The organism is Methylobacterium sp. 174MFSha1.1 (assembly GCF_900116815.1).
Classification (GTDB): Bacteria; Pseudomonadota; Alphaproteobacteria; order Rhizobiales; family Beijerinckiaceae; genus Methylobacterium.
In genome coordinates this window covers 152,617-169,555 of the sequence record NZ_FPCB01000005.1, presented here as the reverse complement: position 1 = coordinate 169,555, position 16,939 = coordinate 152,617, and the positions used below count along the sequence as shown (strand labels likewise).

Here is a 16,939-nt window from a genome sequence, read left to right as displayed (position 1 = left end):
GGAATGCAGGGGGGTGCAAGGGAGAGCGAATGTGTGGGCCATCAGCCGGCGACGCGGTTCCTGTTCCCCGCTGCGCCGACCCTCCCGCAACCACCCGGCCCACTGAGCCTCACAGGCTGGCGGGGAGAACTGGTCCACCGCCAACTCGTCGTCACGAGCTCCCTCACGGTCCAGCCTGTCGGCGGAGCCGGAGCGCCACAGGGTACGTCCACGAGGGAGACGTGTCGTCTAACAGGTCGGGACCGCGGGGCAAGGGGCGGTTTGACGCCCTCCGGGTCCGCCCGCCCCCGCCGCCGCGCCCCGGGATCCGTTCCATGCGCCGCAAGCATGACCGTTGTGCGCTGCAATCGATTGCCTTGTGCGCCGCAACATGAGAAAATGTTTTCGTACCGCCGCGATGGCGTCGCGGTGGTGCAGCCCTCTTTGGGCGTTTCCTCCCTAGACTTCGGGCCGCCTCGCAAGGGCGGCCTTTTTTCTGTTGCGCGCGCGACTCCCGCGGCGGCACTCTCGCGGTGCGGGCGAGGGTCCGGGCCGCGCGGGAGATCGATCGATGGAGCGCCCACGGAGCGTCGGCATCGCCTGGTACGAGCCGGGCGACTATGCCCGGATCCGGGAGGCGATGGCGGAATCCGGCCTGCCCGAGAGCTACGCCACTTGGCAGATGTCCGCGACCCAGGTCGAGCGCGAGGTGTCGCGCAGCGGGGTGGCGGTGGCCCGCATCCGGATCGAGCCGGAGGCGTTCCTGGCCTGGTGCCGCGCGAAGGGCACCGCACCCGACGCGGCGGCGCGGGCGGCCTTCGTGCGCGAGACGCACGAGGCGGGCGGGGGCTGAGCCGAGGAGACCGGTGCGTGTAACTGCTCCCATCCCACCCGCGACATCATCCTGGGGGTAGCCGGCCCTCGACGATCGCTGCCCGAAGGGCGCCTCCCGTCATCTCCCTGCCGTCGGCGGCCGCGCCGGGCGGATGCGGGACCGGTCACGCGGCCTCCTCCAGACGGAAGGCGTCGAGCGCCGCCACGAGCGCGGCCTCCGTCTCCGGCCGCGGCCGCACCAGGGGCAGGCGCAGGTCGGGCGCGACGCCGGGGCGCAGGCGCGCGAGGGCGAGCTTGACCGGGCCCGGATCGGTCTCGAGGGCGAGCGCCGCGACCAGCGGCGCGAGCCCGGCCTGGATCGCCCGGGCGCCGGCATGGTCGCCGGCCCGGATCGCCTGCTGCAGGGCGGCGCAACGGCCCGGCACGAGGTTGGCGATCACCGAGACGCAACCCCGCCCGCCCATCGCGCCGTGGGCAACGGCGGCGGCGTCGTTGCCGCAGAGCACCGGGACGCCCGGGCCGGCCGCCCTTGCGACCGCGCCCAAGGAGGCGAGGTCGCCGGCGGCATCGACCAGGCCGGCGATCCCCGGCAGGGCGGCGAGGCGCGCCAGGGTCTCGGGCCGCAGCGCGATCCCGGTGCGGGCCGGGTCCGCGTGGAGGAGGAGCGGCCGCCCGCACGCCGCGGCGATGGCGGCGCAATGCCGATAGAGCCCCTCCTGCGTCGGGCGATTGTAGTAGGGCGTGACCGCCAGGGTGGCGGCGGCTCCGCCGGCCTCCGCGCGCCGGGTGCGGTCGATCGCCGTGCGGGTGCAGTTGGCCCCCGTTGCGACGATCACCGGGATCCGGCCCCCGGCCGCCGCGACGGCGATGCGCACCACGCGGTCGCGCTCCGCCTCGGTCAGGGTCGGCCCTTCGCCGGTGGGGCCGCCGACCACCAGCCCCTCGGTGCCCGCCGCGACCTGGGCGGCGACGAGGTCGCCGAGCGCCCGCTCGTCGATCCGGGTCCCACCGGCGGTGAAGGGCGTGACGAGGGCGGTGAGCGCGCCGCCGAACGGGGGCTCGCGCGCCGTCACGGGGCCAGCGCCAGGGTGGTGTCGGCGAGGCGCACCGCGTCGGGCCGGCGGCCGGTCTCGGCGGCGGCGTAATGCAGCGCGTCCCGGCAGGTGCGGAAGATGCCGCCGCCGAGGCCGTGCGTCTCGACGGCGAGCCAGTGGCCCTCGGCGCTGCGGCCGACGAGGAAGGCGAGGGGGAGACGGGCCGGGCTCGGGGCCGGCGCGATGACGTCCGCGGGGTGGGGCATCGGGAGTTTTTTCGGTTCGCGCGGCCGTCCTCGCGGCCGCACCCTCAAGGTGTCCCGGTCGGCGTCAAGGATCGAGGCGGACGGACCGGCCCCGGTATCAGGATCCCGTATGGTTTCGGCGCGAGGCCGCGGGCCGGTCCCCACCACGCGCCGCGGGCAGTTCCCCACACGGCGACGCCCCCGCGGAGGACCGCGAGGGCGAGGACGAGACCGACGAGGAAGCGGATCAGGCCCCTGCCCCGCATGGCGAGGTCACGGCTTGAGTTCGACCCGGCGGATCTCGCCGACCACCACGAGGTAGCACAGGCCGGCCACCAGGGCGTTGAGGCCGACGAAGACCAGGGCGCCGTTGAACGAGCCGGTCTCACGCACGATGTAGCCGATGACGATCGGCGTGGTGATGCCCGCGAGGTTGCCGAAGGTGTTGAACAGGCCGCCGCTCAGGCCGCCCGATTCCTTCGGCGAGGTGTCCGACACCACCGCCCAGCCGAGCGCGCCGATGCCCTTGCCGAAGAAGGCGAGCGCCATCAGCCCGACCACCAGGGCGTCGGCCTGGACGTAGTTGCAGCCGATGATCGCCATCGAGAGCAGCATGCCCGAAACGATCGGGATCTTGCGGGCGGCCGTGAGCGAGTAGCCGCGGCGCAGGAGCTGGTCCGAGATCACGCCGCCGAGGATGCCGCCCAGGAACCCGCACAGGGCCGGCAGCGTCGCGGCGAAGCCCGCCTGCAGGATCGACAGGCCGCGCTCCTTCACCAGGTAGACCGGGAACCAGGTGAGGAAGAAGTAGGTCAGCGTGTTGATGCAGTACTGGCCGACATAGATCCCGAGCAGCATCCGCTCCGAGAGCAGCTGGCGCAGGGTGCGGCCGGCGCGGGACGCGGTCTCGGCCCTGGCGCCGTCCATGTCCATCAGGGCGCCGCCGGATTCGAGGTAGTCGCGCTCGGCCGGGTTGATCGCGGGGTGCTCGCGGGGCCCGTGCACCACCTGGGTCCAGAGCAGCGCGAAGGCGATGCCGAGCGCGCCCATCACCGTGAAGACGTGGTGCCAGCCGAAGGCGTGCACGATCCAGCCCATCAGGGGCGCGAACAGCACGGTGGCGAAGTACTGCGCCGAATTGAAGAAGGCCGAGGCCATGCCGCGCTCGTTCGCCGGGAACCAGGCCGCGGTGATGCGGGCATTGGCCGGGAAGACCGGCGCCTCGGCGAGACCGACGGCGAGGCGGAGCGAGAACAGCACCGCGACGGCGGCGAAGCCGGAGAAGAAGCCGACCGCGCCCTGCATCAGCGTGAAGGCGGACCACAGGAAGATCGCCGCGGCGTAGACCCACTTCACGCCGTAGCGGTCGAGCAGCCAGCCGCCGGGGAGCTGGGCGAGGACGTAGGACCAGGCGAAGGCCGAGAACACGTAGCCCATGGTCACGGCGTCGAAGCCGAGATCCTTGGCCATGGCCGGGCCGGCGATGGCGATGGTCGCCCGGTCGGCGTAGTTGATGGCGGTGGCGGCAAACAGCATCGCCAGGATGACGAGGCGGATGCGGCTCCGCTTCGCGGCCGCAAGGCCGAGGACTGCGCTCATGGATCTCCTCCCGGGCGGTCCAGGGAACCGCGACGGCGTCTCGTTCGCGCCCCGTCTTGCAATGAGGGGCGTTCCGGGACGGGACCCTAGGGGCGGCGTCGGGGCGAGGTCCAAGTCAAAGGCTGAATGGGTCGATGCGCGCGCCGCATCGGCCAAAGCCTGACAGCGAGGTGGGCGGCATCGATTCCGGGATCAGGAGGCGAGCCCGTAGACCGCGTCGCCGAGGCGGCGGAAGACGGTGCCGGCTTGCGCGCGCTTCCACAGCCGGGTGTTGAGCGCGGCCACCGGATCGTGGCCCGGCAGGGTCAGGCCGCGGGCGGCGAGCTGCTCCCAGATCTCGGCGGCGTGCATCGGCCGCCCGGACTCGGTCAGGATCTCCTCCGCCGCCGCCATCAGCCGGCGGCCCTCCTGGCGGCTGTCTTGGCGGCCGTCTTGGCGCGCCGTCGCGCCGGCGGGGGATTCGGCCTGCGGCCGGGTGGGTACGGAAACAGGCTCCGCGACGGGCGGCGAGACCGGCTCCGCCCGGGGCGTTTCGGGGGAGACTCGCGGCGCCGGGTCAGGGCGCGGCGGCTCCGCGGGCGCCGTCCGAGCCGGCTCGGCGGCAGGCCGGGCGAGCCTCCGGCCGAGACCGAGGTAGAGCTCGTGCTCGGCGATGGCCCGGTCGAGGGCGGCGCGCTGGCGCCGCAGGTCGTCCAGCCGGGACTCCGTTTCCGCTTCCGACAGGAACATGCTGGCCTCTTGGAATATTCCATATTCCGGATAATCGCATCATGATCTGCCGGAATGCGCAGAATAGGAATATTCTACGAGAGCGCAAGCCCGTCACCGGATTGCTCGGCCACGATCCACCGCGCAAAGGCTGCCGCTCGTCCGGATCTCCCTTCCGGTGCGAGAGCGTAGGGGGGAAAAGGAATGGCGCTGGAATTCTTCTCTCCCCGCCCGGGGGGAGAAGAGAATTCCAGCGCCATTCCCTGTTTTCCGACAGCCCTACCCATACGTGAAGGCGGTACCGGTCGAATCGCGGACTTGACGGATCCTCGAGATTTAGAATGAATTCGAAACATTCCACCCAATGAACATGGAATATTCCTTTATTTGGGATCCCCAGCCCTCGCAGGGAATCAGAATTCCCGATCGTCGACGGGACGGAACGGCCATGGCCGCCGCGCCACACGACACCGGCGGCCTTTCATCCCGCCTTCCCGAGCGCGTCCCCTCCCCTCAGGCCGCCCCCGCCCGCGCCGCCGCCTTGCGGCGGGCGGGCTTCGGCGGCACCAGGAGGGTGCCGGGATCGGTCGGCATCAGTTGCAGCCCGGCCTCGTCGAGGCTGATCGGCAGCTTCGGAAACACCTCCTTGACGTGGGCCACGTCGGCCTTGAACGCCTGGCGGAAGCTCCTCAGGGAGGCGTTGTCGGCGCCGAACTGCTTGTGGACGAGGTCCCAGGAGAGGCGCAGCGGCCGCTGCAGGCTGCGCAGGCGGTAGCCGACCCAGAACAAGAGGTCGAGCTTGCGCGCCGAGCCCGAGAAGGCGCGGGCGGCCCGGATGTCGACCGGCAGGGCGTGCTGGATCAGGTTGTCGTAGAAATCCTGGTGGAACTGCACCGTCTTCGACCAGGCGATGCCGTCCTGGCCGCTCGCGCGCCAGAGGTCGAGCTGGCGGAAGGGCGGCATGGTGATGGTCGAGGAGCGCGACTGCCCGTCCCACAGGCCGATCTGCATCGTGCAGGCGGCCAGGCGGTGCAGCTGCTCCTTGAACTGCCGGATGGTGCCGCGCTCGCCGCCGGTGACGGCGAAGCCCATCTCGCGCATGAAGCCCGACAGGCTGTCGGCGACCTCGACCGTCGGGCTGCGCTGGCGCACCGCCTCGGTGCAGAGATGCAGGAGCACCAGCCGGGCCTTGGGGCCATAGGGCAGCCCCTGCAGCTCCATCTGGCCGGTCGACGGGTTCTTCAGCCGCCCGGCCAGGATGCTGAGCGTGTTGCGGCCGTACTCGCGAAAGAATTCCCGCTCCTCGCCGGGATCGCGATAGGGCAATCCGCAGAGCGCCAGCACGGAATGGATGTGCTGGATCGTGTCCGGGGTGACGGGCTCGGCCTCGATCACCATCCGCACCGCGTCGCGCCGGCGCTGGTCGCGCCCCATGGCGGCGCGGGCATCCTGCTGGCGGCCGGCCTCCGCCCGCTCGGCGTCGCGCAGGGCCTGGCGGTGGGCGATGTGCTCGACGATGACCGCGAACAGGAACCCGCCCCGGGCCGCTTCCAGCTCGGCCAGGAGGTCCTCGTCGTGGATCGCCGCGATCCTGGCCTCGATGCTCATGCGTGACGCTTCTTGCCTGCCGGCCGTGCCCGGCGCTCCCCGCCGGCGATGGGCCGAGCCCGGACGCCCGAGCCTTCCCGGACACCCAAGCCTTCATGCACGATTCCGATCCCGAGATTCCGGGGGCGAGGGCGGGTTATCCCAAGATTCCCACGATTCATCCCCGATATCCCGCCAGATATCCCGCCCGGATTCCGGCACCCGCCCGCCGCGAGGCCCGTGCAGGCCCGACGGGGGCCGCCACAGGCCGGTTTCGGGGCCGGAGCCTCGGGAGCCCCCGCTCGCTCCCGGGCCTGTGGGCGGCCTGTGTACGGCCCTGTGGGCCGCTCCGGGACGGGCGGCGGACGAGCCCGCCCGGAGCCTGTGGGCGACCCGGTGGACGGGCGGTGGGCGAGCCGGCGCAGATTTCGATACGGGCCCGGATCGGGGGATCGCGGCCCGCGCAGAGTTCGATACGCGGGGCCCCTCGCGAAACCGGCGATTGCCGAGGGACGCGGCGGGGCCCGACGCCGAATCCGATGCGCGGCCACGCCGAATCCGATGCGCGAATCCCCGGAATCCCCGCAGAATCCCATGCGCCTCCACGCAGAGTCCGATGCCGATCCACGCAGAGCCGTATGCGCGACCACACCGCAAGTCTTTGCCGCATCAGCGGAATTCGTCCCTCCATATAATCCACATAACTGACTCTCTGAGACTCAATGACTGATAAGTCACCTATAGGCCCGAGAGAGAGTTCGTTTTGAAGAACGCCATGAGGCGCCTTCGGCGCAGATTGGATACAATTCTCGTCGTGATGGAATTTACGGAATAAGTGAGGAGAATCAGGCCCCTGCCCCGTCAGCGCACGCGCTTCCCCGGACGCCCGGCGGCGCCTATGAGCGGGGTCGAGGCGCCGCCGGAGGCGGCGCGGGCGGATGGCGAGCGAGCATGAGCACCCCCCCGATCGCGCGGCTTCTCGGGATCATGGCGCGCCTGCGCGATCCCGACGGCGGCTGTCCCTGGGACCTGGCGCAGAGCCATGCCAGCATCGTCCCCTACACGATCGAGGAGGCCTACGAGGTCGCCGAGGCGGTGGAGAGCGGGGATCCGGAGGAGCTGCGCGACGAGCTCGGCGACCTGCTGTTCCAGGTCGTGTTCCAGGCCCGGATCGCCGAGGAGGCCGGCACCTTCGCGTTCGACGACGTGGCCACCGCCATCGCCGACAAGATGGTGCGCCGCCACCCCCACATCTTCGGCGAGGCCCGCGGCCTCGATCAGGCCGCGGTGAACGCCCAATGGGCGGCGATCAAGGCGCAAGAACGGGCGGCGAAGGAACGGGCGGCGAAGGGCCGTCCGGCCCCGGAGGGCACGCTGGCCGGCGTACCCTTGGCGCTGCCCGCCCTCGCCCGGGCGGAAAAGATCTCCCGCAAGGCGGCCTCCGTCGGCTTCGACTGGCCGGACGCCGCCGAGGTCATCGCCAAGGTGCGCGAGGAGACCGACGAGGTCGTCCAGGCGCTCGCCGGGGAAGGCCCGGAGGCGGTGGCGGAGGAGATCGGCGATCTCCTGTTCTCGGTCGCCAACCTCGCCCGCCATGCCGGTGTCGATCCGGAGGAGGCCCTGCGACGGGCGAACCTCAAATTCCAGCGCCGCTTCTCCGCGATGGAGGAGGAGGTGACGAAGGATGGCCGCACCCTGCCGGAGGCCGGCCTCGCCGCCATGGAGGCGGCCTGGGTCGTGGTGAAAAGGCGGGAGCGCTGAGGCGGCTCATGAGAAGACAGGATCGAGCAGGCTTGACCCCTGTTCGAATGTGAGAGAATTTCTCTGATATGAGAAAAGCTCTCGCACCCGATCGCGACGCCGATCCCCTGCCCGCCGATCCCCAATCTTCCGGGATCCAGGCTTCCGGGATCCCGGCCTCCGACATCGACCTGCGCCTCGCCGCCCGGCTCGCCTCCCTACGCCAGGAGCGGGGTCTCTCCCTCGACGAGCTCGCGGGCGCCAGCGGCATCAGCCGCGCGACCCTGTCGCGGCTGGAGCGCGGCGATACCAGCCCGACCGCCTCGCTGCTCGGCCGGCTCTGCACCGTCTACGGACGGCCGATGTCGCGGTTGCTCGCCGAGATCGAGGCCGACCCGGCCCGGCTGGTGCGCGAGGCCGAGCAGGCGGTCTGGGTCGATCCCGAGACCGGCTTTCGCCGCCGCTCCGTCTCGCCCCCGGCCCACGGCTTCTCCGCCGAGCTCGTCCACGGCACCCTGCCGGCGGGAGCCGTCATCGCCTACGAAGCACCCCCGGTCGGCGGCCTCGAGCATCACCTCTGGATGCTGGAGGGCCGGCTCGACCTCACCCTCGACGGCGTCACCCACGCCCTCTCGCCGGGGGATTGCCTGCGCTACCTCCTCGCCGGCGCCTCGCGCTTTTCCTGCCCGGGCCCGGAGGCCCGCTACCTCATCGCGATCTGCCGGCCGTGAGTGCGCCCATGCTATCGATCGACACCCTCTCCCCCGAGGCGGCCGAGGCCGCCCTGCCCGGCCTCGCCGCCCTTCTCCATGCCTGCGTCCTCCACGGCGCCAGCATCGGCTTCGTGCTGCCCTTCACCCTCCCCGAGGCCGAGGCGTTCTGGCGCGACGGGCTGCCGGTCCTGCAGAGCGGCGCGCGCCGGCTGCTGGTGGCGCGGCAGGACGGCCGCATCCTCGGCAGCGCCCAGGTCGGCCTGGCCGCCCCGCCGAACGGCCGGCACCGGGCCGAGATCACCAAGGTGCTGGTCCACCCCGACGCGCGCCGCCGCGGCCTCGGCCGGGCGTTGATGCTGGCGGCGGAGGACGTCGCCCGGGCCGAGGGCCGCTCGCTCCTGATCCTCGACACGCGGTCCGACGATGCCGGCGAGGCGCTCTACCGGGCCCTCGGCTACGCCGTCACCGGCGTGGTGCCGGATTACGCCTGCTCGCCCGAGGGCGTGCCGGAGGCCTGCACCTTCATGCACAAGCGGCTTCCGGTGCCCGTGGGCCAGATTGGAACTTGACGAACTTTTGATGCGCCGATCGCTTGCGCGCAATCGAATCCTCGGGTCAGGTCGCGCCGGGCCGCCTCGGCCCTGCGAGGGGACGATCCGACGATGACCCACACCACGCTCCGGCGCGCGCTCACGCGCTCCGCATTCTTGGGCGCCGCCCTGATGCTCGCCGCGCCCGCTCTCGTGCGGGACGCATGGTCCCAGGATGCCGCGTCCACGGCCGAGCAGACCATCGCGACGATGACCAAGATCTTCGGCGACCATCCGGGCAAGCGCGCGAACCACGCCAAGGGCGTGGTGGTCGAGGGCAGCTTCACCCCCTCGGCGGAGGCCAGGACCCTGAGCAAGGCGAGCGTGTTCGCCGGCCCCGCCGTGCCGGTGACTGTGCGCTTCTCCGACGCGACCGGCCTGCCGCAGATCCCGGACGGCGCGCCCGAGGCCAATCCGCACGGCCTGTCGGTCAAGTTCAAGCCCGCCGACGGCGCCGAGATGGACATCGTCACCAACTCGCTGAAGTTCTTCCCCGTGGCGACCGGCGAGGAGTTCCGCGATCTCCTGGTGGCGATCACCAAGAGCGGCCCCGACGCGCCAAAGCCGACCCCGGTCGAGCAGTTCATGGCGGCGCACCCGGCCGCCCCCAAGGCGCTTGCCAGCGCCCGGACCCCGTCGAGCTTCGCCCGCCAGACCTATAACGGCGTCAACGCCTTCGTGCTGGTCGACGCCGCCGGCAAGCGCAACGCCTTCCGCTACCGCATCGTGCCGGTGGCCGGCGAGGAGATCCTGAGCGCCGACGACGCCAAGGCCAAGGGCCCGAACTACCTCGTCGAGGAGATGCCGGCGCGGCTCACCAAGGAGCCGGTGTCGTTCCGGGTGCTGGCCCAGATCGCCCAACCCGGCGACTCGACCAAGGATTCGACGATCCCCTGGCCGGAGGACCGCCGCCTCGTCGATCTCGGCACCCTGACCCTGACCAAGGCGGTGCCGGACAGCGAGACCGTCGAGAAGACGCTGCTGTTCATGCCCAACAACCTGCCGGACGGCGTCGAGGTCTCGGACGATCCGCTGATCGACGCCCGGGTGCAGTCCTACGCGATCTCGTTCGGCCGCCGCTCGCAGTGAGTTTTTTGGCGCGCGGCTCGGGTGCTCCCGGGCCGCGTGCCTCCCTCACGCCGCCTCGCGCGGCAAGGGCTGGATGCGGTCGATCTCCGCCCCGATCTGCCGTTGCGCGCGCCTCAGCTCGTAGTCGCCCTGAAGGTTGATCCAGACCTGCGGACTCACGCCGAAATAGCGCCCGAGCCGGAGCGCGGTGTCGGCGGTAATCGGCGTCTCCTCCCGCACGATCCGCTCGATGCGGGTGCGCGGCACGCCGCAGGCCTTGGCGACGGCGTAGGGCGTGAGGCCGAGCGGGACCATGAACTCCTCGCGTAAGACCTCTCCGGGATGGAGTGGCGGGAGCAGGTCGTCGGTTTCCAGTTCGATCGCCATGGGGCGGTCCCCTCTGACTGGGCCGGGCGATCCCCGTGCCTTGGATGAGCATTTTTCTCAGTGATAGTCCGTAATCTCGACGTCCTCGGGCCCCTGGCTCGTCCAACGGAAGCAGATGCGCCACTGATCGTTGATCCAGATGGCGTGCTGCCCGGCGCGATCGTTGAGAAGCGGATGCATTTTATTGCCCGGCGGCATCTTCAGGTCGTCGAGTGACGTGGCGCTGTGGAGGTAGCGCAGCTTACGGCGCGCGACCTTCAGAATGCCGGTCGGTAGTCCCTTCGGCTGCTGATCGTTGAACACGGCTTCGGTTCGGTCATCGGCGAAGCTGCGAATCACGATCAGTCCCCGGCACATTGTTAGTATCATATCACGATACCAATGACGTGAGCAAGGAATCTGATCGGGCGAGAGATGGTGTCGCTTCGTCTCGGCGCACCACTCTTCCGCATTGTCCACCGACCGCGCCCCCGCTACGCCCACCCTCATGACCCCCTTCCTCACGGCCAACCTGCGCTGGCTCGCGGCCGGGTTCCTGCTCCTGTTCTGCGGCTGTTTCGGCCAGACCTTCGTGGTCGCCCTGTCGGGCGGGGCGATCCGGCGGGACTTCGGGCTGTCGGACGGTGCCTTCGGGGCGCTCTATGCCGGCGTCACCCTGGCCTCGGCTTTGGCGCTGGCGGGACTCGGCGGGCTCATCGACCGCTGGCCGGCGCCCCGTGTGGTGAGCCTCGCGGCCGGCCTGCTGGCGGCCGGTGCCGCCGGGCTCGCCCTGTCGCCGGTCCTCGCGCCCAGCCTCCTCGTCCTCGCCCCGAGCCTCTTCCTGCTCCGCTTCGCCGGCCAGGGGCTGATGCTGCAGACCGCCTACACGCTCATGGGGCGCTGGTTCTCGGCCGAGCGCGGCCGGGCGGTGTCGCTGGCGGCTCTCGGGCTCAATGCCGGCCAGGCCTGCCTGCCCCTCGGCTTCGTGACGGTCGCCGCCCTCCTCGGCTGGCGCGGCGCCTGGCTCGGCATCGCCCTGCTCCTCGTCCTCGTCGCCCTGCCGCTGGCCCGCCATCTCGTGCGGCGCGAGCGGGTGCCGGAGGCGACGACCGGCTCCGGTCCGGCCGAAGGCGCGACCCGGGCGCAGGCCCTCGCCGACCCCTATCTCTACGGGCTGCTCGCCGCGATGCTGCCGCCCTCCTTCATCAGCAACACGATCTTCTTCCACCAGGTGCATCTCGCCGAGAGCCGGGGCTGGCCGCCGGAGATGTGGGCCGCCGCCTTCCCGCCCTACGCGGTGGCGGCCTTCCTCTGCCTGCTCCTCGCCGGCCGCCTGGTCGACCGGTACTCGGCGCTCGCGCTGCTGCCCCTCTACCTGGTGCCGTTCGGCCTCGCCTGCCTGATCCTCGGCGGGGTCTCGGCCCCATGGGCCGCCTTCGCCTTCATGCTGCTCTACGGCGTCACCGACGGGATCTCGCTCACCCTGTTCGGCGCGCTCTGGCCGGAGGTCTACGGCACCCGCCATCTCGGGGCGGTCCGCGGCGCCATCGTGGCGATCATGGTGCTCGGCACGGCGCTCGGCCCCGTCCTGTCGGGCCTGCTCATCGATGCCGGCGTGCCGTTCGCCGGCATCGTCACCGGGATGGGGATCTACTGCCTCGGCATCTCCGGCGCGCTCGGACTGGTCCGGCGCCGGATGACGGCGCATCTGCGCGGGCGCCGCTTCGCGACGGCGTGATCCGCCTTCCGGAAGATTCCTTCCGGAAGGCGGATCACGAGCCCGCGCGGCGACTGAGCGAAGCCGATTTCCGCATCGCGAAAGCGATTGCGCAGCAATCGCCGAGCGATCAATCGGAAATCGTATGACTCACCGCTTGGGCCAGACCCAGGACGGCGGGTCGTGGTCCGGCGCCAGGGTCTCGCCGAGGCGCTTCTCCAGGGTGATGCGGGCCGCCCCCTGCCGCTCCAGGGCCGCCACCAGGGCGGCGGCGTGCGACACCACCAGAACTTGCGTGCGCTCCGAGGCCCGGGCGATCAGCGCGGCCAGCGGCGCCAGCAGGTCGGCATGCAGGCTGGTCTCGGGCTCGTTGAGCACCATCAGGTCGGGCGGGCGCGGCGACAGGAGTGCCGCGGCGAGCAGGACATAGCGCAGGGTCCCGTCCGAGAGCTCGGCCCCGCGCAAGGGGCGCAGCAGCCCGTGCTGGCGGAACTCGAGCGCGAATTGGCCGTCGCTGCTCGCGACCGACAGGGACGATCCCGGAAACGCCTCCGCGATGGTCGCGTCGAGGGCGTCGGAATCGCCGATCTCCCGAATGGTCTGGATCGCCGCCGCCACGTCGGCCCCGTCGCCGGCGAGCACCGGCGTGCGGGTGCCGATCTGCGGCCGGCGCGCCGGCGCGTCCCGGTCGGTGCGGAAATTGTCGTAGAAGCGCCAGGCCCGCATCCGCTCGCGGAGCATCAAGACGTCGAGGGCCTCGCGCGGGTCGGCGCCGTGGGTCATCAGGCTGTCGAAGGCGGGAAGATCGCGAAGAGCCTCGGTCCAGGCGCCGGTGCCGTCGCGCAGGCGTACCAGCGGCCCGCGGCGCTCGGCGAAGACGTTGGCGCGCCCGATCGTCGGTCCGTTCCAGACGCTCTCCGCCTTGATCTCCGGATCGTGGGAGAAGAACGTGCCCTCGTAGGACGGCGCTGGCAGGCCGAGCGCGATGGCGTAGCCGTAATCGTCGTCCGAGAAGCCGAGCTTCAGCTCGACGGGATGGCGCCGCACCGTGCCCTCGATGCGGTGCGTGCCGTCGCGGACCCGGCGCCCGAAGGTTTCGGGCCCCGCCCACAGGGCCGAGGAGAAGCCGCCCTCGCGCGCGAGCGATGGGATCGCCCGTCCTTGCGCGACCTCGGCGAGAAGGCGAAGCGCGCGGTAGAGGCTCGACTTGCCGCTGCCGTTGGGGCCCGTCACCACGGTCAGCCGGTCGAGGCCGAAGACGCTGTCGCGCAGGCTGCGGTAGCCGGAGATGGCGAGGCGGTGGATCGGCATGGGTTCCCTCGAGGGAGCGACGCGCACGGGGTCGTCCGCGGCCGGGTCTTTCGATGGCGGCGCCACGGTGAGGGACGCGGCGACGAGCCGCCGCCTCAGTATTTCAATCCCGTGTCGCAGAGCACGGTCACGGCGGTCGCGTCGGCGGGGAGGCGCCCGGAGCGCAGCAGCGCGGCGGCCGCGGCGACGTTGGCGGCGGCCGAGTAGCCGACATGCAGGCCCTCCCGCGTCGCGAGCGCCCGGCGCCAGCCTTCGACCTCCTGATCGGTCACGGCGAGGGACAGGTCCATCAGGCCCTCGGACCAATGCGGCGGGACGCTGCCGTAGCCCGTGCCCTGGATGAGGTGGCGGGGATTCGTCACCGCCAGCCCCGCCAGGGGCTGGCATCCTTCGGGCTCGACGGCGGCGCAGATCACCCGGGGGTTGTGCGCGCGCAGGGCGGCGGCCACCCCGAGGAAGGTCGCCCCCGTCCCCACGGCGGCCAGCCAGGCATCGACCCGGCCGGCGGCTTGCGCCCAGATTTCCGGCCCGGTCGTCTCCGCATGGGCGCGCACGCCCTCCGGGGCGTGGAACTGGTCGACGTAGAAGCCGCCCCGCTCCGCCGCGAGGCGGCGCGCGGCCTCCGCCGCCGCCGTGACGTCGGCGCCGGTGACCTGCCCGGCGGCGCCGTCCACCTGCGGCACCAGCACGACCTCGGCCCCCAGGGCTTCCAGCATCCGCGCCCGCTGGGGACTGTTCCCGGACGACATCGTGACCACGAGCGGATGGCCCAAAGCCGCGCAGGCCACGGCGAGGCCGGCGCCCATGTTGCCGCTGGTCATCTCCACGACGGGGGCTCCAGGGGCCAGCCGTCCGTCCTCGCGTGCCGCGAGGAGGATGGCGCGGGCCGCCCGATCCTTGACGCTCCCGCCGGGCTGCATGAACTCGGCCTTCGCCAGGAGGCGGCCGGGTCCCGGATGGATGCGGTCAAGGGCGAGCAGCGGCGTATTGCCGATCAGGCCGAGGGCGGACGGGGTGACCGTCGCGGCCGGGGATGTTTGGCGTGGCGACGACGAGTGCATCGTGCAACTCTAGCAGGCCGACCGTCCCGTAGGGAGAGGCGTGGCTCCGCCGAGGGTCGAGGAGCCCTGGGCCCGCTGCCGAATCACTCTCCGTTCAGTCCCGCGTGAGCGGGACGGCGGTGACGAACCGCGCATGGCCGTTCGGATCGACCGACCAGACGGTTCGCACGCGTGGCTCGCGGCCATCGGGTGCCTGGATTTCTCCCTCGAAGACCAGCTTGCGGTCGCCTGCGTCCGTCTTCACGTCGCGCGCGAGGCGATTCCTTCTCGGATGCTCCAGAAGTGCGAAGACGAACTCGTTCGGGTTGGCTGCCGAAAAACCGAAACGCAGGAAGAAGCGCGCTTTGGGCCCACCTTCCTTGTGGGCGTCGTTCAGAAGGTAATGCGTGACCTTGCGTGGCGCGATCAGCCACTCGGCTGGCCAATCCGACATGTCACGTCGCGGCACGCGCGACGAGAGCGAGATCGTCCGAATTCACCGTGGCCAGGGCACCGGGTGGGTGTGCGAACTCGACCTCGTAGGCTGCGCCATCGCGCCAGACACCCACGACCGTGCCTTCGCTACCCGCCACGATCCGATCACCATCGTCCGTCGAGACGGCGCTGGTCACCCTGACCCTGTCGAGGTCCTGGAAGCACGTCTGCGGCTCCTTGCGCCGCATCAGATAGACCGTATCGGCTGTCATGCAGTGAGGGTACTCCGAGTGGGAGATCCTGCAAGGGGACGGTCGGCGAATTCCTATGCGACCCCCTTCAGCCGCCGCGCCGCACCGAACCGGTTGAGGAAGCGCGGCTCCTTCTCCGGCGCGACCCGGACCACGAGGTGGAGGTCGCCCGACGCGTCCTCGCGCCGGTCGAGCACCTCGGCGTTCTCGTAGAGCCAGTGCAGCTCGGCGCCTTGCGCCGGTTCCAGGATCACCGCGAAGCTCGTGCGGGCGGCGGCGATCCGGGCCTCGATCCGGCTCATCAGGCGGTCGATGCCCTCGCCGGTCAGCGCCGAGAGCAGCACGGGCTTGGGAGTGTCCTTCACCCCGTTCGGCCGGCTCAGGTTGAGCAGGCGCTCGCGCTCCGCCTCGTCGAGGAGGTCGGCCTTGTTCCAGACCTCGATGATGCGGTCGGCATCGGGCTCGATGCCGAGCTCGGCCAGCACCTGCGCCACGTCGGCGCCTTGCGCCTCGGCGTCCTCGTGGGCGATGTCGCGGACGTGGAGCAGGATGTCGGCCTCGATCACGTCCTCGAGCGTCGCCCGGAAGGCGGCGATCAGCATGGTCGGCAGGTCGGAGATGAAGCCGACGGTGTCGGACAGGATCGCGGTCTCGCCATGCGGCAGCTTGATCGCCCGCGCCGTCGGGTCGAGGGTCGCGAACAGCATGTTCTCCGCCAGCACCTCGGCCCGGGTCAGGCGGTTGAACAGGGTCGACTTGCCCGCATTGGTGTAGCCGACGAGCGCGACGATCGGGTACGGCACCCGGCGCCGCGAGCGGCGGTGCAGGCCGCGGGTGCGGGTGACGGTCTCGAGCTCGCGCTCGATCCGGGTCATCCGCTCCTGGATCATCCGCCGGTCGGCCTCGATCTGGGTCTCGCCCGGGCCGCCGAGGAAGCCGAAGCCGCCGCGCTGGCGCTCGAGGTGGGTCCAGGACCGCACCAGCCGGCTGCGCTGGTAGGCGAGATGCGCGTGCTCGACCTGGAGCGTGCCCTCGCGGGTCGAGGCGCGGCGCCCGAAGATCTCCAGGATCAGGCCGGTGCGGTCGATGACCTTGACGCCCCAGGCCTTCTCCAGGTTGCGTTGCTGCACCGGCGAGAGCGCGCAATCCATCACCACGAGGCGGATGCCATCGGCCTCGATCCGACCGGCGATCTCCTCCACCCGGCCCTTGCCGAGGAAGGTCGAGGGCCGGATCTGCTGCACGGTGACGAGGAGCTTGTCGGCGACGTCGAGCTCGATCGCGGCAGCCAGCCCCACCGCCTCGTCGAGGCGGGCGAGGACGGGGCGGGGTTCGCCGGCGTCGCGTCGTGTCTGGTAGGGGCCGATCACCAGCGTGCGGGTCTCGGCCGCGATCGCGGCCTCCGGCTCGGCCTGGCGCTGCAGGCGGATCTCGCCCGGTGTCCGCGGTTCCATCGTCTCTCCGGTCGCTCCCGTAGGTCCGGGAGTCCATCCGATAGAGGTTGGATGGAGCCGCGCGAGAATCAAGCGGCTGCGCGCGTCCGCGATCGGGATTCGACGGCGTCGGCGATCGAAGAGGCGGGTCTCGACGCGCGAGCCGGCAAAAAACAGGCCGCATGATGCGGCCTGGACACTGGCATGGGACCGTGAGGCACGGGGCTCGGCACGGGCGCGCCTGCGGGGCCCGATCGGCCCGCGGCGCATGCGCGCAGGCCGGCTCCCC

Annotated in this window: 18 protein-coding genes; 6 read left to right on the top strand and 12 right to left on the bottom strand. The window is 71.4% G+C overall.

Going from position 1 to position 16,939, the window contains the following annotated elements; genetic code table 11:
* Window positions 1-550: 550 nt before the first annotated feature.
* Window positions 551-832: a hypothetical protein gene (locus BM430_RS02710; protein ID WP_093565010.1), complete on the top strand. Its 282-nt coding sequence runs from the start codon at window positions 551-553 to the stop codon at window positions 830-832.
* Window positions 833-977: 145 nt separating this feature from the next.
* On the opposite strand, the gene dapA is transcribed toward BM430_RS02710, so the two are convergent.
* The 5 genes from dapA to BM430_RS02685 form a co-directional block, all read right to left on the bottom strand.
* Window positions 978-1,886 (bottom strand): 4-hydroxy-tetrahydrodipicolinate synthase, encoded by a 909-nt coding sequence (gene dapA, locus BM430_RS02705; RefSeq protein WP_177302904.1) that lies wholly within the window; start codon window positions 1,884-1,886, stop codon window positions 978-980.
* Window positions 1,883-2,113 (bottom strand): hypothetical protein, encoded by a 231-nt coding sequence (locus tag BM430_RS02700; protein ID WP_093565006.1) that lies wholly within the window; start codon window positions 2,111-2,113, stop codon window positions 1,883-1,885. The genes dapA and BM430_RS02700 overlap by 4 nt, the downstream gene beginning before the upstream one ends.
* 252 nt (window positions 2,114-2,365) lie before the next feature.
* Window positions 2,366-3,691 (bottom strand): MFS transporter, encoded by a 1,326-nt coding sequence (locus BM430_RS02695; protein WP_093565004.1) that lies wholly within the window; start codon window positions 3,689-3,691, stop codon window positions 2,366-2,368.
* 192 nt (window positions 3,692-3,883) lie between these two features.
* Window positions 3,884-4,420 carry a winged helix-turn-helix domain-containing protein gene (locus BM430_RS02690; protein ID WP_093565002.1) on the bottom strand — a complete coding sequence of 179 codons (537 nt, stop codon included), beginning with the start codon at window positions 4,418-4,420 and terminating at the stop codon, window positions 3,884-3,886.
* Between the two features lie 492 nt (window positions 4,421-4,912).
* Complete coding sequence (locus BM430_RS02685; protein ID WP_093565000.1) at window positions 4,913-6,007, bottom strand: replication protein RepA; 1,095 nt, start codon at window positions 6,005-6,007, stop codon at window positions 4,913-4,915.
* A gap of 930 nt (window positions 6,008-6,937) precedes the next feature.
* On the opposite strand from BM430_RS02685, the gene mazG reads away from it, so the two are divergent.
* From mazG to BM430_RS02665, 4 genes are all read left to right on the top strand, one after another.
* Window positions 6,938-7,747: a nucleoside triphosphate pyrophosphohydrolase gene (gene mazG, locus BM430_RS02680; protein ID WP_093564998.1), complete on the top strand. Its 810-nt coding sequence runs from the start codon at window positions 6,938-6,940 to the stop codon at window positions 7,745-7,747.
* A 68-nt stretch (window positions 7,748-7,815) separates the two neighbouring features.
* Window positions 7,816-8,457 carry a helix-turn-helix domain-containing protein gene (locus tag BM430_RS02675; protein ID WP_093564996.1) on the top strand — a complete coding sequence of 214 codons (642 nt, stop codon included), beginning with the start codon at window positions 7,816-7,818 and terminating at the stop codon, window positions 8,455-8,457.
* 8 nt (window positions 8,458-8,465) lie between these two features.
* Complete coding sequence (locus tag BM430_RS02670; protein WP_093564991.1) at window positions 8,466-9,008, top strand: GNAT family N-acetyltransferase; 543 nt, start codon at window positions 8,466-8,468, stop codon at window positions 9,006-9,008.
* Window positions 9,009-9,101: 93 nt separating this feature from the next.
* A complete protein-coding gene (locus tag BM430_RS02665; protein ID WP_093564989.1) occupies window positions 9,102-10,118 on the top strand; it encodes a catalase family peroxidase in 1,017 nt (338 codons plus the stop codon).
* A 45-nt stretch (window positions 10,119-10,163) separates the two neighbouring features.
* Here BM430_RS02665 and BM430_RS34485 read toward each other — a convergent pair whose 3' ends face one another.
* Both BM430_RS34485 and BM430_RS34480 read right to left on the bottom strand, forming a co-directional pair.
* On the bottom strand, window positions 10,164-10,484 hold the full coding sequence (locus BM430_RS34485; RefSeq protein WP_177302903.1) for a HigA family addiction module antitoxin: 321 nt from the start codon (window positions 10,482-10,484) through the stop codon (window positions 10,164-10,166).
* 57 nt (window positions 10,485-10,541) lie between these two features.
* Window positions 10,542-10,823 carry a type II toxin-antitoxin system RelE/ParE family toxin gene (locus BM430_RS34480; RefSeq protein ID WP_177302902.1) on the bottom strand — a complete coding sequence of 94 codons (282 nt, stop codon included), beginning with the start codon at window positions 10,821-10,823 and terminating at the stop codon, window positions 10,542-10,544.
* 148 nt (window positions 10,824-10,971) lie between these two features.
* On the opposite strand from BM430_RS34480, the gene BM430_RS02655 reads away from it, so the two are divergent.
* On the top strand, window positions 10,972-12,201 hold the full coding sequence (locus tag BM430_RS02655) for an MFS transporter (protein ID WP_093564987.1): 1,230 nt from the start codon (window positions 10,972-10,974) through the stop codon (window positions 12,199-12,201).
* A gap of 129 nt (window positions 12,202-12,330) precedes the next feature.
* Here the strand turns inward: BM430_RS02655 and BM430_RS02650 are convergent, their stop codons facing one another.
* From BM430_RS02650 to hflX, 5 genes are all read right to left on the bottom strand, one after another.
* Window positions 12,331-13,491 (bottom strand): AAA family ATPase, encoded by a 1,161-nt coding sequence (locus tag BM430_RS02650; RefSeq protein WP_093564985.1) that lies wholly within the window; start codon window positions 13,489-13,491, stop codon window positions 12,331-12,333.
* 95 nt (window positions 13,492-13,586) lie between these two features.
* On the bottom strand, window positions 13,587-14,552 hold the full coding sequence (locus BM430_RS02645) for a PLP-dependent cysteine synthase family protein (RefSeq protein ID WP_093564983.1): 966 nt from the start codon (window positions 14,550-14,552) through the stop codon (window positions 13,587-13,589).
* Window positions 14,553-14,646: 94 nt separating this feature from the next.
* Entirely contained in the window at window positions 14,647-14,985 is a 339-nt protein-coding gene (locus BM430_RS02640) for a DUF6883 domain-containing protein (RefSeq protein ID WP_093564981.1), read from the bottom strand.
* A 1-nt stretch (window position 14,986) separates the two neighbouring features.
* Entirely contained in the window at window positions 14,987-15,238 is a 252-nt protein-coding gene (locus BM430_RS02635) for a DUF4926 domain-containing protein (protein WP_093564979.1), read from the bottom strand.
* A 53-nt stretch (window positions 15,239-15,291) separates the two neighbouring features.
* Window positions 15,292-16,671, bottom strand: a complete 1,380-nt coding sequence (hflX, locus tag BM430_RS02630; protein ID WP_093564977.1) for a GTPase HflX — start codon at window positions 16,669-16,671, stop codon at window positions 15,292-15,294.
* Between the last annotated feature and the right edge of the window lie 268 nt (window positions 16,672-16,939).

Excerpts from the sequence above, each read along its gene's own strand:
- BM430_RS02665 (WP_093564989.1), top strand. The coding sequence starts at position 9,102 with ATGACCCACACCACGCTCCGGCGCGCGCTCACGCGCTCCGCATTCTTG.
- BM430_RS34485 (WP_177302903.1), bottom strand. The coding sequence starts at position 10,484 with ATGGCGATCGAACTGGAAACCGACGACCTGCTCCCGCCACTCCATCCC.
- BM430_RS02675 (WP_093564996.1), top strand. The coding sequence starts at position 7,816 with ATGAGAAAAGCTCTCGCACCCGATCGCGACGCCGATCCCCTGCCCGCC.
- BM430_RS02690 (WP_093565002.1), bottom strand. The coding sequence starts at position 4,420 with ATGTTCCTGTCGGAAGCGGAAACGGAGTCCCGGCTGGACGACCTGCGG.
- BM430_RS02685 (WP_093565000.1), bottom strand. The coding sequence starts at position 6,007 with ATGAGCATCGAGGCCAGGATCGCGGCGATCCACGACGAGGACCTCCTG.
- BM430_RS02700 (WP_093565006.1), bottom strand. The coding sequence starts at position 2,113 with ATGCCCCACCCCGCGGACGTCATCGCGCCGGCCCCGAGCCCGGCCCGT.
- BM430_RS02635 (WP_093564979.1), bottom strand. The coding sequence starts at position 15,238 with ATGACAGCCGATACGGTCTATCTGATGCGGCGCAAGGAGCCGCAGACG.
- BM430_RS02710 (WP_093565010.1), top strand. The coding sequence starts at position 551 with ATGGAGCGCCCACGGAGCGTCGGCATCGCCTGGTACGAGCCGGGCGAC.
- BM430_RS02640 (WP_093564981.1), bottom strand. The coding sequence starts at position 14,985 with ATGTCGGATTGGCCAGCCGAGTGGCTGATCGCGCCACGCAAGGTCACG.
- BM430_RS02695 (WP_093565004.1), bottom strand. The coding sequence starts at position 3,691 with ATGAGCGCAGTCCTCGGCCTTGCGGCCGCGAAGCGGAGCCGCATCCGC.
- BM430_RS02670 (WP_093564991.1), top strand. The coding sequence starts at position 8,466 with ATGCTATCGATCGACACCCTCTCCCCCGAGGCGGCCGAGGCCGCCCTG.
- BM430_RS02645 (WP_093564983.1), bottom strand. The coding sequence starts at position 14,552 with ATGCACTCGTCGTCGCCACGCCAAACATCCCCGGCCGCGACGGTCACC.
- mazG (WP_093564998.1), top strand. The coding sequence starts at position 6,938 with ATGAGCACCCCCCCGATCGCGCGGCTTCTCGGGATCATGGCGCGCCTG.
- BM430_RS02650 (WP_093564985.1), bottom strand. The coding sequence starts at position 13,491 with ATGCCGATCCACCGCCTCGCCATCTCCGGCTACCGCAGCCTGCGCGAC.
- BM430_RS02655 (WP_093564987.1), top strand. The coding sequence starts at position 10,972 with ATGACCCCCTTCCTCACGGCCAACCTGCGCTGGCTCGCGGCCGGGTTC.
- hflX (WP_093564977.1), bottom strand. The coding sequence starts at position 16,671 with ATGGAACCGCGGACACCGGGCGAGATCCGCCTGCAGCGCCAGGCCGAG.